The organism is Kordiimonas sp., assembly GCF_048260245.1.
GTDB lineage: Bacteria > Pseudomonadota > Alphaproteobacteria > Sphingomonadales > Kordiimonadaceae > Kordiimonas.
Window position 1 is genome coordinate 46,266 of sequence record NZ_JBLXGZ010000022.1, and the last position, 16,716, is coordinate 62,981.

A 16,716-nucleotide genomic window follows, 5' to 3' on the forward strand; every position below is an offset into this window, starting at 1 on the left:
GGCTAAAAAAGTAGCCAACAACAATTCATTGGTATCAAAGCAATAGTGTTTGAACAGGGAGGCCAAGACAAAAGATTAATCGTCATGAAGTGATGAGAAAAATTCATCTATAGGATTGGACGTAGTGGAGTTTGGAAGAAATTAGTGTCTTAACTATATGGAAAATAATAATTAAGTAGTGAGCCCCTTGTCGACCAAGGCAATCATAAATTACCTTTTGTAATCATTAATCAGTTCTCCAAGGAACCCTTTAAGCGGCGCCAGATGCGGCTCAAAATGGTGCCAGCGGCCTATACCTTTGGCGTTGATCGGTAGGCGAACCTGTTCGGAGCTTGCGGTTTTGACTGCTCTTTTGGTCTCATGGAACGACAGGCATGCATCTTCAAAAGGCAATCCGCAAAACGTGAGCATACGCCGAATTTCCTCTTCCGGACTGGCGATCAGGTCCTCATTGATCACCCTTAGAATACGCCCAGGCAAAACTTTGTCCCAGTGGCGCATCAGATGGATATAGTCCTGATAGTACCGGCCTATTTCCTGCAGGGAATAGGTGAAATTTTGTCCGCGGGCGAAAAGCTGTTTGAAGCCGCTGAAACAACAGTCCATCGGATTTCTGCGGGCGTCGATAATGATTGCGTTGGGCAATATCAGGTGTATCAGACCTATATGGGCAAAGTTGTTGGGCATTTTATCAATAAAGTAGGGGGCGCCGCTCCGGTGAACCTGCGTGCGCTCCAGATACTCTTCGCCCAGTGCCGAAAAATCCTGAAAGGGCAGTTCCGCCAGCACTTCCGGGTAGCGGCTTTCCTCCCCTTCCTTTTCCTTACCTGAAATACGGCGCGCGATAGAAATAATATCAGGAAGTTCCTGCGTGCCCTCTACCATTGAATGACTGGCCAGTATCTGCTCGATTAAGGTGGACCCGGCTCTGGGCAAGCCGACAACAAATATAGGGCCTGTCTTTTGTGTGCCACTGCCCGCCCGGCCTGCCAGGAATTCCGGTGTGAAAAGCGTTCGTTGAGCTTGCATCTCTGCATGTTTCGCGTCTGCACTGTACCTGATAGTGCGCCGCTTGACGGCATTGCCTCGCTTGTAGTGCAAAAAAGCCTCGTCATACTCGCCGCGATCCTCAAGGGCCTTTCCAAGGGCAAAGCAAAGATGGAAAAAGTCGTTGCGATCGATAGTCTGGCTTGCTGCAGCCTGACGCATATCGTCAATCTGTTTGGGGGCAAACTCATAGGTCTTGAGATTGGCAAGGCTCCAATAGGCGTCACCGAGCGTAGGCTCGCAGCGGGCTGCATTTTGGTACGCCTCTACAGCTTCTTCCTGTCGCCCGATGGTTTTTAATGTATGCCCCAGGCTCATATGAATTCGGGCATTGTCGGCGCGTCTTTCGGCAGCCAAGGTGAAGTAGGTAAGCGCGTCTTCGTGGCGCCCGACCTGAGCATAAATATTGCCTCTTAAAATCGCGTAGCCGATATTGCCGGGGTCTATCTTCGCAAGCTTGTCCAATTCCTGCAGGGCGCTTTCATAGTGTTGTTTTTTAAAAAGCACATTGGCGTAAATGGCGCGTGCCCTGTTAAAGTCGGGCGCGAGTTCGAGGCTGCGTCTGAGCAGTTTTTCCGCATCGGTAAAGGCACCCACCTGTACTCCGATATCAGCTAGCATACTCATGGCATTCACATTGAGCGGATCTCGCTTCAGCACGGCTCTGCACAGGGGTTCAGCTAACCCCAGCTTACCGGCAATCATATGCTTGCCGGCCTCCACAAGGTCTTTGTCACCTGCCATATGCTGCAAAGCGGTCAGGCGTTCTTCGTGTTCAAAGCTGTCGTCCAATTCCATTTCCCGGTATCCGCAATATTTGAGAATAACTTGTCACCACGCAGGCGGTTTGACAAGCGGGCAGCTGACATCTAATTTGAGAAAAATTCAAGCATAGTATATAAGTTTGACGTTAATCCCGTTCTCTGGAGAGTGCATGACCCGAAAGCTTCCCCCATTAAATGCCTTGCGGTCGTTTGAAGCTGCGGCTCGTCTGAATTCTTTCAAAAAAGCAGCAACGGAACTCAATGTAACCCAGTCCGCTATTTCCCATCAGATCAAACATTTGGAAAACGCACTGGGAGTTGAACTTTTCGTCCGGCAGACACGGTCTATTGCTCTTACCCAAAGCGGTAAGGCCCTGTTTCCCTTCGTCGAGAAAGCACTTGATCTGCTTGAGGAGGGAGTACAGAAAATAAGCCGGACCGAGCACGATAATATATTGATTCTACAATCCTATTCTACGCTGTCGGTGCGTTGGCTGTTGCCCAAGCTGGACCGTTTTCGCGTCAAGCATCCCAATTTGCAGGTTCGCTTGATAACGTCGCAGTGGGATCCGGACTTTACCGAGCAGGATATTGACCTTGCGATCATGATCGGCACACCTGAAGCAAACAACATGCGTTACGACTATTTGTTCAGCCCGTGCCTGTTTCCTGTCTGCAGCCCCAAGCTTCTAGCCGGAGATAGCCCACTCAAGGCCCCAGCGGACCTGGCGGCTCAAACTATTCTGCAGGTGTATCCCTCGGAAAATGATTGGCGGGTTTGGCTTGAAGCCACAGGCACGGAAGGAATTGACCTGAACGCAGGACTGAGCTTTGACAGCTATGATCACGCCTTGAAAACCGCGGTTCGGGGAGCAGGGGTGGCACTGGCCATGCATCCCTATGTTTCTGAAGACTTCGCCGCGAACCTTCTGGTGAATCCGTTCCCTGAGTATGAAGTGCCCGCAACGGGGCATTGGTATCTTGTTTACCCCAAGGCGCGTACAAACAGGGAGAAAATCAAGGCTTTCAGGCTTTGGCTTCTCGATGAAATTAATGCCGACCCAGATTTACTCCCCCTTCGTACCGAGGTGCCAGCGATGTAATGCATGAATAATATTCATGCGATTGGGAGAATTTATCGTTTGTGGTTGGTGGAGAAGATTGTCACTCAATAGATTGGGAATCGGAAGGGGAGAAGAACAACCCATGAGGGTTTGGCAACTGACATGGTCATTTGCTCTGGCGCTGTTTGTGCTTTCGTCTTGCTCTTCTTTCTATGAAAGATCAGATGCTCCATACGTGCGTGGAAAACAGCCTGTGGTCCAATTGCAGGCGACGCAACTTTTGGGAAAGCAGCGTTCCAACCAGATATTTGAATTTAAGGGTATTCGCTTTGCCGAAGCGCCGGTAGGGCCTCTTCGTTGGCAACCTGCTGTTGCCCATATGCCTTCAAAGCCTCACACGGATGCAACCCGGTTTGGTCCCGCCTGTCCGCAGAACAATGGCACGGCCGAATGGTACCAAAGTGTTGCAGAAAAGTTTGGCTTGTCGGCTGAAGAGTCCGCAAAACTCATTCCAGACCTGTCCCATGTCTCGGAAGATTGTCTGTTCCTCAATGTCTGGACGCAGGAAATCCGGGACGTGAAGCTACCGGTGATGGTCTGGATTCATGGCGGCGCCAACCTCAGCGGGCATTCATTTGAGCCCAATTATAGCGGCCACGTGTTGGCGGAACGCGGCGTTGTCGTGGTCTCTTTGCAATATAGGTTGGGAACCCTTGGGTTTTTGCCACTTCCTTTTAAAGGGGCGGTGGGAAGCAGCGGCACCAACGGTATGAGTGATTTGATCACCGGCCTTGGGTGGGTGCAGGAAAACATAAGAGCCTTTGGTGGTGACCCAGATAATGTGACTGTCTTCGGCGAATCCTCTGGCGGTGGCAATATCGCGGCTTTACTGCGAAGCGCAAAGTCAGAAGGCTTGTTCCATAAGGCAATTATCCAGTCAGGGGCGATTGGTCCGCAACCCGTGGAAACGATAGAAAATGCAACAAAGGCAGCAGAAACAGCGTTCAGGCACGCCAGGGTTTCGAGCGTGTTTCAGGCCAGGCAACTGCCCTGGCAATCCCTCATCAACATTCGCCCGGAAAACTATTATCATGCGCCGCTTGCGGACGATATTTATGTTCGAACGGAACCGCGGCACAATGCCGGGGTACCGGTTCTGATCGGAAGCAACCTGAATGAATGGTTGATGTATTATTCCAGCGCGGCACAGGCTCTGGAAGATGCGTTGGACGCATACACCAAAAGGGATGCAGCGCGGGCTTTTGTTGAAAAACGATTTGAGACAGCGCTGGAGCAAGCTGATTATCTGGACGCAAAAGCTGATTTTTTCTGTCCCGGCTTGACCATTGCCCGACAGGCAAACCAGGCGGGTGGCCAAGCGTATGTTTACGAATTTTCCCGCAAGCGACCCGGCAGCGAGCAGTTGAAAGCCTATCATGGAGCGGAAATCCCTTATGTATTTGGGACGCATGATGCGTGGTTGCCGACGACAGAGGAGGACCGAAACCTGACCGAAGTCATGATGTCTTACTGGGTGAATTTTGCGCGCACCGGCAACCCTAATGGATTGGGCCTCCCTGATTGGCAGCCCTATCACAAACAGGCTCCCTATATTCAGGAACTCGCTGATCTGATTGATGAATTACCAGCAGAGGGCTCAGCCATTTGTGCCTTTTTGGACAAGGAAACGGAATGACCGCTGACAGCCCCAAACCAATCGACAAAACAGTATTTTCATTGGCCGCCGTCACCACGCTTGGGGTCTCCGTTCCGTTGCTTGTCTTTGGGGATATGCTGGAGACAGGCATCACCGACCTTTACAATATTGTCGCTACGGAACTGGGGCTCCTGTTCCAATGGGCGGCGATTGGCTCCATGGTTATCTTGGCCTGGCTGGCTTTTGGCCGGTATGGCAGGATTAAATTTGGTGATGCCGACGATAAGCCCGAGTTCTCAACCGTCAGCTGGATCGCCATGCTTTTTTCTTCCGGTGTAGGGGGCGGGCTCTTGTATTGGGCTGGTGTCGAATGGGCATTCTATTATGAAAATCCCCCATTCGGGGCAGAGCCGAAATCAACCGAGGCCATTAAATGGGCCACAAGCTATGGTTTGTTCCATTGGGGCTTTACGGCATGGTGTATCTATGCGTTGCCCACGATCGCGCTTTGCTACAGCTTTTATCTGAGGAAAATTCCGTTTCTTCGGCTTAGCGCAGCGGTTATGGGGGAAAAGAACTGCAGCAGCTTTGCTGGGCGTCTCGTGGATTTGTTTTTTATGCTCGGGCTTATCGGTGGGGCCGGGACGGCACTGGCACTGACAACACCCATGATTTCAGCATCACTTGCGGAACTGTTGGGGACCGAAAGAACCATCTGGCTCGATGTTCTGTCTGTCAGTATATGTGTGTTGCTGTTTGGTGTTTCCGTCTACATGGGGCTGGAGAAAGGCATCAAAAAGCTGGCGGATGCCAATTTTCTGCTCTCTCTGCTTTTGCTTGCTTTTGTTCTCATCGCAGGGCCAACCGGTTTTATCCTTGCAATGGGTACGGAAAGTATAGGTACCATGGTGAATAATGTCTTCACTATGATCACCTGGACCGATCCGGTTGAGAAAACCGGATTTGTTGGCAGTTGGACAGTGTTCTACTGGGCGTGGTGGATCGCTTTTGCGCCCTTTGTAGGGATCTTTGTAACGCGGATTTCAAAGGGGCGAACAATCCGGGAAATTATCTTTGCCATGTGTGTTTTCGGCAGTATGGGCGCTTGGGCATTTTATATCGTACTCGGCAATTTCGGGCTGGAGCTGGAACTTTCTGGCGCGTTGCCGGTGGCAAAGATGATCGCCGAGGACAGCCATGCAGCGGTGCCTGCAATGATCATGCAGCTCCCTTTTGGCACGTTTGCCCTTGTGGTTTTCACTATCGTTACGATTATCTATGTCGCTACCACCTATGATTCCGCGAGTTACACGCTGGCGTCTGCTGCAACCAAAGAACTGCACGCCAGCGAAAACCCAGGGCGTTGGCACCGGTTGTTCTGGGCCGTTGTGCTGGGGATACTGCCGATTGGGTTGATGTTTATTGGCGGTACCAAGGTGGTTATGTCCGCTACACTCCTTGCCGCTCTTCCCCTGATGTTTGCCGGCGTCTTTATGTGCCGCACCTTGATGAAATGGCTGAAAGAAGACTTCGGTGAACTCTGAAAATCTTTGACCAGTTTCTGTGGCGACGGTTGCCTTGCCGTTGTTAGTCCTCAGAACGCAGGCATCTATGACACTGCCTGCAAAGTGCCATCTGAGCCCTGATTGGGTCCAGTATGAGGCTTTATTGTCCGGCCACAGCTTTGCCTGCCATCCGAGATGGACTTATTCGACCGTAACTGACTTTGCCAGATTTCGGGGTTGGTCGACATCCGTGCCTTTTTCAACCGCAGCATAATATGCCAGCAGTTGCACAGGTATGGCATAAATGATTGGCGCTACCAGCTCGCCTGCGGTTGGCATTTCAAAACGCGCGAACATGCCTTCCGCCTCACTCGCCGCATTGTCTGACAGCAGAACCACTTTACCTTGTCGCGCCATGATTTCCTGCAGGTTTGAAACGGTCTTGTCCAGCAGTTCATCTTTAGGAGCGATACCAATGACTGGTACATTCTCGTCGATCAAGGCAATCGGGCCATGTTTGAGCTCTCCTGCGGCATAGCCTTCCGCATGTATATAGCTGATTTCCTTCAGCTTCAGTGCCCCTTCCATAGCTATGGGAAAGTGGATACCTCGACCGACAAACAGCACGTCGCGTGCATGAGCAATAGACCGTGCAATCTCCTGCAGTTTTTCGTCGTGGTGCAACACCTGGGCCATCAACTTGGGAGCGGTCTCCAGTTCGGAGACCAAGGCGTCCTCCTGGGCTTCATCGATTTGCCCCTTCTCGGCGGCCAGTTTTATGGACAGTGCCGCGAGCACGCTCAATTGGCAGGTAAAGGCCTTCGTGCTTGCTACCCCGATCTCGGGGCCTGCATGGATGGGCAACACAACGCCAGCCTCGCGGGCCATTGTGGAGCCAAGGACGTTCACGAGCACCATTATATGCTGGCCGGCTGCTTTGGCATGCCGCAATGCAGCGAGGGTGTCCGCTGTTTCACCGGACTGGGAGATGAAGATGCAAAGCCCACCTTCTGTATATACCGGATCGCGGTACCGGAACTCAGAGGCGATATCAACTTCAACAGGGACACGCGCGTACTTTTCGATCCAATAACGGGCTACAAGTGCCGCATAATAACTGGTGCCACATGCTACAAGAGTGACCTTCGATATCGTCGCTAAATCAAAGGGTATTTCGGGCAGCTTGATTTTACCGGCATTCGGATCCAGATAGCGACCAAGCGCCTGGGCAACTACGGTGGGTTGCTCAAATATCTCTTTCTGCATGAAGTGCCGATGATTGCCTTTATCTACCATTGTGGCTGCGACCTGGCTTAGGCTTACAGGGCGTTCGACGGCTTCACCCTCGGCATTGTATACTTGTACCGCCTCTCGGCTGAGCACTGCCCAATCACCTTCGTCAAGGTAGATAAGCCGGCTGGATAGGCCCGCCAGCGCCATAGCATCGGAGCCAAGGTAGTTTTCTCCGGTACCGAGCCCGACAACGAGAGGGCTGCCTTCACGAGCGCCAAACATCAGATTGTCCTCCCCCTGCAAAAGGACACACAGGGCAAAGGCGCCTTCGAGACGGCTCAAAGTCTTTTCAAACGCATCTTTGGGAGGCATGCCTTCTTTCAGGTGGCGGGTCATCAGGTGGGCGACAACCTCGGTATCTGTTTCGCCCTCAAAAACCGTACCGGTTTCCAGAAGTTCTGCCTTGAGGCTGCGGAAATTCTCAATGATGCCATTGTGTACGATGGCTAGCCGGTCTGTCATATGCGGATGAGCATTGGCTTCAGTCGGTTCGCCGTGGGTCGCCCAACGTGTATGGCCGATGCCACTGTCGCCAGTCAGGCTGTTTTCTGCAAGCTTGGATGCCAGATTTTCGAGTTTGCCGGGTGCACGACAACGTTGGAGTTTACCTTCATGCAAGGTAGCTATACCCGCACTGTCGTATCCTCGATATTCAAGTCTCCTGAGGCTCTCAAGGATGCGCGGTGTTGCCGCTGTTGTACCGAGAATGCCAACAATACCGCACATGAATTACTTTCCCTTCCTGGAAGCGAGAGAAGCTTTTTTCTCTGCCTGAGTATTGCGAAAAGAGGCCGCATACCCTTCTTTTTGGTGTTGTTTGCCGCGGGCGACAGCAAGCGCATCTGCGGCCACATCGGCGGTAATGACGCTACCTGCAGCCACGAGCGCGCCAGCACCGATGCTAACGGGCGCGACAAGTGCTGAGTTTGAGCCAATAAAAGCGCCCGCGCCGATGTGGGTCTCAAACTTGAGAAATCCGTCATAGTTGCAGGTGATGGTACCTGCGCCGATATTGGCATTTGTGCCGATATGGGCATCGCCGATATAGGATAAATGGCTGACTTTGACGCCTGCCTCCAGTTTTGCCTTCTTGATCTCGACAAAGTTGCCAATTTTAGCATCTTCGCCGATATCGGCGCCGGGGCGTAGCCGTGCAAAAGGACCAATACTGGCACCGGATCGCACCTTCACGCCCTCAAGGTGCGAGTATGCCTTGATGGTCGCGTTTTCCTCAACCGTTACGCCTGGTCCAAAAAAGACGCCGGGCTCAACAGTAACGTCTGCAGCGAGCTTGGTGTCATGGCTGAAATATACGGTTTCGGGATCAGTTAGGGTAGTGCCAGCAGCCATAGCTGCCGACCTGCGTTTACGCTGAAATACGGCCTCAGCATGGGCGAGGTCCTCGCGGCTGTTGATCCCCAGCACATCTTCTTCCATGGCTTCAACCACAGCGACTGCCCGGCCGTCCATCCGTGCAATTTCAACGAGGTCGGTCAGGTAATACTCTCCGGCAGCGTTCTTGTTGGAAAGCTGGTCAAGCCAGGAGAAGAGCCGCGCGCCATCAATGAGCATCATGCCCGAATTACATAGATTGACCGCCCGTTCAGTGTCAGTGGCATCCTTGAATTCAACGATGCGCTCCAGATTTCCATCGGAATCGGTAATCAGTCTGCCATATTTTGCGGGGTTTTCGGGGCGGAATCCTAGGACGACCAGCCCGACTTTGTCCTCCTGACGGGCGGCTATCATACTTTGCATCAGACTCGCAGGGATGAAGGGCACATCGCCATATAGAACAAGAACATCGCCGCTATATGTCTCCAGCAGTTCACTTGTCATCATAACAGCGTGACCAGTGCCCAGTTGCTCAGCCTGGGCGACAATGTCGCAATCCGTCACGGCAGCTTCAACCTGATCGCGCTCGGCGCCAACCACGATGACGGTTTTCTCCGGTGCCAGTTTTCGCACGGTATGCAGTAGATGCTCCAGCATCGGTTTATTCCCGATCGGATGCAAAACCTTGTGCAAACGGGATTTCATCCGAGTTCCCTTGCCCGCGGCAAGGACAACAACGGCGATTTCGTGCTTTGGCATCATCGGCTCCCTGAATGCACAATTATTTCCCATCTAACATGTCTTGGGCATCAATGAGATGCCAGCTGGATGGCACACCGCGCTTTTTAGCCTGTTTGTCTTTGAAGCGCCAATAGGCTTTAAGAAAAAAGTGTTCGAGATGCCCCACAGCTTTAAGACCAAAGCCAGGCAGTGGGTTGAAAGGGTTGTGCCGGCTGTATGCCCATATTTCGGTACGGCCTTCGCCATTTTCAGCTTGGCCACGCCCATGGAAACCATTGGTGTTGGCGATGACGAGGGTGCCTGCCTTTGCTGTGATCCCCTCGGGGGAGGGGAGACCCATAGCGTTGAGGTCTTCCGCATTAGCCCGAAAAGACCCCTTTTCCGAGTAACCATCGTGTAACGTTCCCGCCGTGCATGAGCGACGGTATTCCCATCGGAAGCGTGCGAGGGTTAATTTGTGCGAGCCTTTGACGTATGTGAATGGCCCGTGCCTGTCTTCCACATCGGTCAGAAATAACCAAGCCTTCATCGTCGGATGGAAGGTGTCAGAGTGCATGGTCTTCTGAGGGTCGGCCCCACCTTCATGGTATCCGTTTCGGATACGCTGAATGTAAAGTAGCGGTGCTACGGCTTTTGCCCCGGCGTATGAAAGCAGGTTGCCAAACTTACGGTCATTGGCGAGGTGGCTTAGATGTGGGCGCGGCGCCAGGAAGGCGCTGTCCAGTAAAATTCGTTGCGTGGCAGTATTACCCTGCACCATTTGTCTGGCCTCGCCTGTTACACTGCAAAGCTCTTCTTTGATACGGCTGAGGGTTTTCTCATCTAGAAAGCCAGGAACAATGCAGTAGCCGTCGCGCGTATAGGCTTGCCGCAGACCGCACGGCATTTTCCGGTGTAGCAGCCCCCAGCGGATGTGCGTGACGAGCCGGGCAGTCAAGACCCGAATCATGTGCAGGCCGAGTCTATTCAGCAGGCGGGAGCCAATCAGCGGGTTAGCCTTGAAAGACTTCCCCTGACCGAAAAGGCCTAAAACCCATAGAGGCCACATGTATATTTTGAGGATTCGGGGCATCAAAGTCTTTCGGTTAGTCTGGGGGTTATTAAACTTTTATACCTTTTAACCGCTGGGCTGGCGTACGCAACCTGCCATTTTCCTTCCCTCACGTTAGGGTGTCGTATTGACAGTTTCTCTTTGGTCGGAGTTGCATTCGGTGCAAGGTGCGCGAGCAGACGTCTCTGAGAAGTATTAGACATGCGGATGTTTTTTTTGCTTAATTGCCATAGCAACAGCAAAACTGGGGGTTTTATGTTTCTCATCCAGGCGAATATGCCAGGGTTTCGCCAATCATGTACGTCTGATGGAGGTAGGTGATGGGAATCGTGCACGCAGATCTGCTTATCCTTATTGGCATTATTCTTGTGCCGGTGACCTTGCTAGCCAAGGTGCGGCGTTTTACAGGCCTTGACAGGGGGCTCAAGCTTATTCTTCTCGGTTCGGTCTTTCTTATGGCTGCAGCCATGGTGGACTATCTTGAAGAAACCACACTGAAGCCGCATATGGACGCGCTGGCCAGCAAGGATGCATGGAATCTGTTTGTTGCCCTGTTCGGGTATGTCCCGGGTCTGTTTTTGACAGCCCTCGGCTTGTCTCGCTGGTTTAAAGTTTCGCTGCTATGGCAGGAAGAGGTCAAGAGACGCAAGGCCGCAGAAGCCGAGTTGCGACGCCGAACACAGCAGTTACAGATCGCGGTGGAGGAAGCTGAACGTGCGAGCCGGGCCAAGACGGAATTTCTCGCAAAAATGAGCCATGAACTGCGGACCCCGCTCAATGCGATTATCGGCTTTTCCGAAGTTATGAACATGCAGATGTTTGGCCGAATCGGTGAACGCCGGTATGAGGAGTATAGTCATCTGATTCACCGAAGCGGTAAATTGCTTCTGGATATAATCAGTGACATTCTTGATCTTGCAAAAGTGGAAGCGGGCAAGCTGGAGTTGGACGAGCAGCAGTTTTGTCTTGGAGAGCTGCTGGAGGAATGCCTTCCCATTGTTGAATTCAATGCGCGTGAGAAAAGTTTATCGCTCTCGCAGGATGTCGCCAAGGATCTACAGTTGTGGGCTGATCGCCGTATCGTCAAGCAAATGATTCTCAATCTGCTGTCCAATGCCATCAAGTTCACAAAAAAAGGCGGCAGTGTTACTGCGGCAACGCTTGAGATGCCGGACGGGGGGTATGCGATTATCGTCAAGGACACCGGCGAAGGTATGCATCAGGAAGAAATCGCGGTTGCGCTCGAACCATTTGGTCAGATTGAAAGCGTGATGACGAGGAGTCATGAAGGAACAGGTTTGGGGCTTTCTCTTGTTCGTACCTTTATCACCTTGCACGGTGGTGACATTTTTATCGAAAGCCAGAAAGGTCGCGGAACAAGTGTTTGCCTGAAGTTCCCTCCGGCCCGAAGCCTTAACAAAACCGTTGTGTAAATTGAGGCCAGCAGGATCGTAAATTGAGCTGTTTTAAGTTTTGCATTTTCATTTTTTTGTTTGCCGTGCCCTGCCTTTCCGCCGGGGCGCAAGAGGTTGTCAAAGCGGTTCCCTTTGGCTCAAATAGCTGCCTTGCTGCCACAGATGGTGCCCGAAACTGGCCGAAATATTGCGACGAAGCACAGGTTATACACGACCGTCTGGTGGGTCGTACTCGCACGGCCCCGGTTGAGTTGAAGCAACTGAAAGCGCTGTTGTGGGAAAATGACGATCAACAGATGTGGCAATTTCTTGCTATTAGTCTAGCCGAACGCAGTCCGTATTTTTCCAGCACTCCCAGGCGTTTGGCCCTAATGGATGAGATAGAGGAGAGCTTGGGTGATAACGGGCGGATTGATGGCTTCGTCAAACTGGCGGCTAATGCTATCCGGGCAAAGGAACAAGGCGAGGCCGGGAAGGCCGCCGGTTACATTGAAGAAGGCGTCACAATGTTGAGCGGCGAAAACAACCGCCACTTACTAGCCCTTCTTGGTTCAACCATGATCAAGCTCGCACAGTTGAATGTTGATGCGGGAGACTATGCAGTTGCTCTCGATGCATTGGCGCTCTGCCGTAAGGCTTCCGATGCCTGGGGCAACCCTTTAATGCCGCAGCGCTGTTATAACCTGATGCAACTTAGCGGTTCGGAACCAGAGGTGTTTTTAGCCGAGATTGCCACAACGGAAAAAATGCTGACTTGCGGTCGAGGCCTCAAACCTTTGTGCAACTTGTTCATGAAGGCAGGCCACGGGAAGTACTTGCCGAACTAACAGTATTAGGTCCGCGTGGCTAGGTTACCCCGAGAAGCGCACGGCGCTCCGACGCAACCAAGGCAGAAAGGAACTGGCACATCCTGTCGATGTGTAGTTCAGGTCTGAGTTCTGCATGGACCACGAGCCATAAATCCCGCAGGACGGATAATTCATTTGGCAGCACTGTTGTCAGCCCCTTCATGCGGTCGGCAAGATAACACGGTAAAAGGGCTATGCCGAGCCCGGCTTCCGCTGCATGAGCCTGACCAGTGACGCTTGTGGTTCGAAATATAACGGTTGGGTCCGAGATCGCTTTGTCCAGCATCTGAAGTTCGGGCAAGGGAAGCAAGTCTTCAACATACCAGATGAAGTGATGTTGTTTGAGGTCCGGTAAGCGTACGATAGGGGGATGACGCTGGAGATAACTTGGCGCTGCATATAGCCGTAACCGGTAGTCTGCGATTTTTTCCGATACCACGCGACCATGGCTAGGGGGGGCCAGAGTGATGGCAGCGTCCGCGTCACGCCGACTGAAGTTAAGCGACCGGGTTTCTGCGACGAGTTCCAGCGCGATACCAGGGTTGTGGTTGTGAAAGCTCATGCAATGACGCGCCAGAAACTGGCTCCCGAAGGCTTCGGGAGTGGCAAGGCGCACGGTACCACTGGGTCCGCCCGGCGCCGGAGCTATTTCGTCCAGAAGGGCAAAGGAACCCGCTTCCATCTTTTCGGCGTGGGCCAGAAGGCGGCGTCCATTTTCGTTCAGATGATACGCACGATTTTCACGATCAAATAGAGAGACGTCAAGTTGGTCTTCAAGGGCCGCAATGCGCCGGGCGACTGTGGTGTGGTCAACACCCAGTCTGAGCGCGGCTGCCGAAAGCGTGCCCCGGCGTCCCAATTCAAGAAAATAGCGAAGATCATTCCAGTCAAACATAGATCATGTCTATGCGATCAAACGGCCTTCGCCTAGCAGGAAAATCAGTTGCTTCCATCCTGTCGACGAGTTTCGTCCTCGATTTCTTCAACGTCCACATTGCCAGGCCGCAAGGACTTATTTTTGCGCATTTTCTGAATGTATTCTGTGACATATTCGGGAAAGCGGCTTTCGATTGGCGCAAGTTGATAGCTCGCGTATGTATCAAGGTTCCAGTCACCAATGCCGAAGTTCACACCGGGCAATATCTGTCCTGCTCCATCGTTCGAGCTAACCATTGCTGTTGTCAATGCCGCCGGGTTTGTCGCTGAGGCAGAGCCTTTTCCTTTAGAGCCCGCATACAGGTCCGCTATATAATAGTCGTCAGTGGTGGCCTTGATACGTTTGGCTTTCCGGATGCGATCGTGCCAGCTGAATTCGGTTAGGCTGATGAAATGTTTCTTCAGGTCCTCTTCCCAGTTAGGGAACAGTTTTTTGTTTTCTTTATAATACTCGGAAATTTGCAGCGTTGAGCCTTTCGGACGCATGCCCCGGTTGGAATTGACAAACTCTTTAGCGTTTTCGATCAGCAATTTGTGAACGTTGCGACCCGTGTAAGCTTCGTCCTGAATGCTGGGACCGCCGACATAACCCTGAAACAAGCCATACATCACTATTGTGCTATCCCATTTCTCCACCAGGATATAGTGCACGTCGTTCAACGACAGGTCGATGTCCGCCACCTTCATCAGTTTCTTGTCCCAAAGTGAAGGTTTTTTGCGTGAGCCTTCGTGCAGGTCACGCAGCGACTTCATTGGGTATTCTTTGGCCAGTTCGATAATGATCGAGATATTGTAGAGATTGAGCCAATAGGCTAGCTGCTCGTTTTTTGCCCACAGGCGTAAAGGCGCCTGATCAGGTATGGCTTCCAGTTCTGCTTTGATCTGCTCAAGGATGTGAAGATTTTCCTCATAGTCAGCGAATGCCGGAAAGGCAATTCGGTTCCCTTCATTGCGCGTGCTGCTGGTGTTGCCGCGTACTGACCGCGTACCGATTTCAGGGCGCGGGGCAGAAGCTACTGACCGGTCAGACATGCCCGCGTCAATGACCGTCATGTCCAGAATAGCGTTCCAGTCGTCATATCTGATCTCGATAGGCGACCCTTTGGTTTCTCCCCGGAAGGGCTCAGGGATGTTTTTTTCGTCGGCTGCGGTCGCGGCTGCGAATACACCACTGATCAGCAATATCGCAATCAGCCGGGTCTGGGCTATATCAAGCAATGCCACCTCCTGTTTGTTTCAGTGTTTCGATTTTACTGGTCGCTGCTGTCGTCCTTTGTCACATTTTCCACGTCAAGATGTCCCGCTCGGGCTGCGCGTATTGATGGTTTTGCCCCGACAGCACGTGTGCCAAGGTCGGTGCGAACATTGCCCGCATAAGAGCGGTCTGACATGCCGACGCCATGAACAACTGCCTCTAGGGCCGCGGGCCAACCACCATACCTGATTTCAACGGATGAGCCCGGTGTGGCACCCCGAAATTCTTCTGGCATGTTAGTTTCTTTGGCCACGGGCGCAGGTGACCATACGCCACCTGCCAGTATGGCTGTAAGAAGCAGTTTCTTATCTGTCCAAGCATACTCCTCTGCACGAGTATTATCGGCTACTCGGGAACTTCAGAAACTTCACCTGAGCCTTCGTCGATTTCCTCGACCTCAACTGTGCCGTCCTGCGTTGCCTTGTTCTTGCGCATCTGTTGCACATATTCGCGGACGTGAGGCGGGAAGCGCATCTCAATTGGGTCTGTGCCGAAATTGGCATAGCTTTCCATGGTGAAGGATCCGATGCCCATCGAGGCGCCATTGCCGGCAGAGAAACCCGAGTTTACATGAACGCGGGCGTCGTTCAGGGCTGCGGAATTTGTCGCTGACGCTGTGCCATGTCGTGTGCTGCCACCATAAAGGTCAGCAATGAAATAATCATCAGTTGTAGCCTTGATTTTTTTTGCCTTGCGAATGCGGTCGTGCAAGCCATATTCGGTCAGGCTAATAAAATGCTTTTTGAGATCGTCCTTCCAGTCGGAGAACAGTACGGCATTTTCTTTGTAATATTCTGAAATGATCAGGTTTGAGCCCTTGAGGCGCATGCCCCGGTTTGAATTGACGAACTCTTTGGCGTTATCGACCAAAGAACGATGCACATTTTCGCCCGTAAATGCTGTGCGCCGAATACTGGGGCCGCCAACGTAACCCTGGAACAGGCCATACATCACAATGGTGCTGTCCCATTTGTAGGTCAGGATTTCTTCAATGTCGTTGAGCGACAGGTCAACGCCTGAAACCTTCAGGACTTTTTTATCCCAAAGAGATCCCTTGCCAGATGTAAGCTTTTTCAAGCTGCGTGTGGGGTATTCTTTCGCAATGAGATCGATCACAGTAATGTTGTAAAGATTGAGCCAGTAGGCCAGCTGCTCATTCTTGGTCCACTCCCGCATGGGCACTTCTCCGGGAACAGCTTGAAGCTCAGTGAGTATTCTGTGTACGATTTCAGCGTTTTTCTCATCGGTGAAGGCCTCAAACACGATGCGGTTGCCTTCGTTGCGCGTGGAACTGGTGTTGCCACGAATTGCACGGGTGCCAATTTCTGGCCTGGGTGCGGAGGCAGAACTGCGGTCTGAACTCCCGGCTTCCACAACTGTGGACCTTAGAATTTTGGTCCAGTCATCATAGGTGATCTGTATCGGTGAGCCCTTGCGTTCGCCGCGGAACGGCTCCGGTATCTTGCTCTCGTCAGCAGTGGCGAAAACGATGGATGAGCTACATACAAGTATCGCTGTGAGTAAAGCGAGCGTTGCTTTTTTAAACATATTACCCCCCGGTAAACGATAGAACGATGTTCTATCCATGTTGGTCTAAACTGAGCACTTAAGGCTAAATTTTTTCTCGCACTCGCGCAAGGCGGCTCACCAGCGTGATATTTTCGGCCCCATGTGACGAAATTCTGCCGGAGTTCTTAGGCGGAAGGCCTTGCGTGTGGCCTCCTTTTGGGTCTTGCCGTGGGGACGGGCCAAATCGTAATTGTTATCTAGTTTATTGCTTTATAACGGTTTTATGGGCGGCTCTC

General features: G+C 52.2%; 13 protein-coding genes. 5 read left to right on the forward strand and 8 right to left on the reverse strand.

Annotated features, from left to right (window positions below; all coding sequences use genetic code 11):
• Positions 1-210: 210 nt before the first annotated feature.
• Entirely contained in the window at positions 211-1,845 is a 1,635-nt protein-coding gene (locus ACN0VM_RS11935; RefSeq protein ID WP_417451113.1) for a tetratricopeptide repeat-containing sulfotransferase family protein, read from the reverse strand.
• Positions 1,846-1,981: 136 nt separating this feature from the next.
• Here ACN0VM_RS11935 and gcvA point away from each other — a divergent pair, with 136 nt between their 5' ends.
• The 3 genes from gcvA to ACN0VM_RS11950 all read left to right on the forward strand — a co-directional run bounded on the left by gcvA (position 1,982) and on the right by ACN0VM_RS11950 (position 6,076).
• The gene (gcvA, locus tag ACN0VM_RS11940; protein WP_417451114.1) at positions 1,982-2,914 is read left to right on the forward strand and encodes a transcriptional regulator GcvA; all 933 of its coding nucleotides are present in this window, start codon (positions 1,982-1,984) and stop codon (positions 2,912-2,914) included.
• A 214-nt stretch (positions 2,915-3,128) separates the two neighbouring features.
• Complete coding sequence (locus tag ACN0VM_RS11945) at positions 3,129-4,571, forward strand: carboxylesterase/lipase family protein (protein WP_417451115.1); 1,443 nt, start codon at positions 3,129-3,131, stop codon at positions 4,569-4,571.
• Positions 4,568-6,076, forward strand: a complete 1,509-nt coding sequence (locus tag ACN0VM_RS11950) for a BCCT family transporter (RefSeq protein ID WP_417451116.1) — start codon at positions 4,568-4,570, stop codon at positions 6,074-6,076. Before ACN0VM_RS11945 ends, ACN0VM_RS11950 begins: the two co-directional genes overlap by 4 nt.
• Before the next feature lie 162 nt (positions 6,077-6,238).
• Here the strand turns inward: ACN0VM_RS11950 and glmS are convergent, their stop codons facing one another.
• The 3 genes from glmS to ACN0VM_RS11965 are packed head-to-tail and all read right to left on the reverse strand — an operon-like array spanning position 6,239 to position 10,355.
• Positions 6,239-8,056 carry a glutamine--fructose-6-phosphate transaminase (isomerizing) gene (glmS, locus tag ACN0VM_RS11955; protein WP_417451117.1) on the reverse strand — a complete coding sequence of 606 codons (1,818 nt, stop codon included), beginning with the start codon at positions 8,054-8,056 and terminating at the stop codon, positions 6,239-6,241.
• Between the two features lie 3 nt (positions 8,057-8,059).
• A complete protein-coding gene (glmU, locus tag ACN0VM_RS11960) occupies positions 8,060-9,424 on the reverse strand; it encodes a bifunctional UDP-N-acetylglucosamine diphosphorylase/glucosamine-1-phosphate N-acetyltransferase GlmU (RefSeq protein WP_417451118.1) in 1,365 nt (454 codons plus the stop codon).
• A 22-nt stretch (positions 9,425-9,446) separates the two neighbouring features.
• Positions 9,447-10,355: a phytanoyl-CoA dioxygenase family protein gene (locus ACN0VM_RS11965; protein ID WP_417451119.1), complete on the reverse strand. Its 909-nt coding sequence runs from the start codon at positions 10,353-10,355 to the stop codon at positions 9,447-9,449.
• Between the two features lie 431 nt (positions 10,356-10,786).
• Here ACN0VM_RS11965 and ACN0VM_RS11970 point away from each other — a divergent pair, with 431 nt between their 5' ends.
• Both ACN0VM_RS11970 and ACN0VM_RS11975 read left to right on the forward strand, forming a co-directional pair.
• The gene (locus ACN0VM_RS11970) at positions 10,787-11,890 is read left to right on the forward strand and encodes a sensor histidine kinase (RefSeq protein WP_417451120.1); all 1,104 of its coding nucleotides are present in this window, start codon (positions 10,787-10,789) and stop codon (positions 11,888-11,890) included.
• Between the two features lie 23 nt (positions 11,891-11,913).
• A complete protein-coding gene (locus ACN0VM_RS11975; protein ID WP_417451121.1) occupies positions 11,914-12,699 on the forward strand; it encodes a hypothetical protein in 786 nt (261 codons plus the stop codon).
• 19 nt (positions 12,700-12,718) lie between these two features.
• On the opposite strand, the gene ACN0VM_RS11980 is transcribed toward ACN0VM_RS11975, so the two are convergent.
• From ACN0VM_RS11980 to ACN0VM_RS11995, 4 genes are all read right to left on the reverse strand, one after another.
• Entirely contained in the window at positions 12,719-13,615 is an 897-nt protein-coding gene (locus ACN0VM_RS11980) for a LysR family transcriptional regulator (RefSeq protein ID WP_417451122.1), read from the reverse strand.
• Between the two features lie 44 nt (positions 13,616-13,659).
• Positions 13,660-14,874, reverse strand: a complete 1,215-nt coding sequence (locus ACN0VM_RS11985; protein ID WP_417451123.1) for a DUF547 domain-containing protein — start codon at positions 14,872-14,874, stop codon at positions 13,660-13,662.
• A gap of 32 nt (positions 14,875-14,906) precedes the next feature.
• Positions 14,907-15,146 (reverse strand): hypothetical protein, encoded by a 240-nt coding sequence (locus ACN0VM_RS11990; RefSeq protein ID WP_417451124.1) that lies wholly within the window; start codon positions 15,144-15,146, stop codon positions 14,907-14,909.
• Positions 15,147-15,256: 110 nt separating this feature from the next.
• Positions 15,257-16,459 (reverse strand): DUF547 domain-containing protein, encoded by a 1,203-nt coding sequence (locus ACN0VM_RS11995; protein WP_417451125.1) that lies wholly within the window; start codon positions 16,457-16,459, stop codon positions 15,257-15,259.
• Positions 16,460-16,716: the final 257 nt, after the last annotated feature.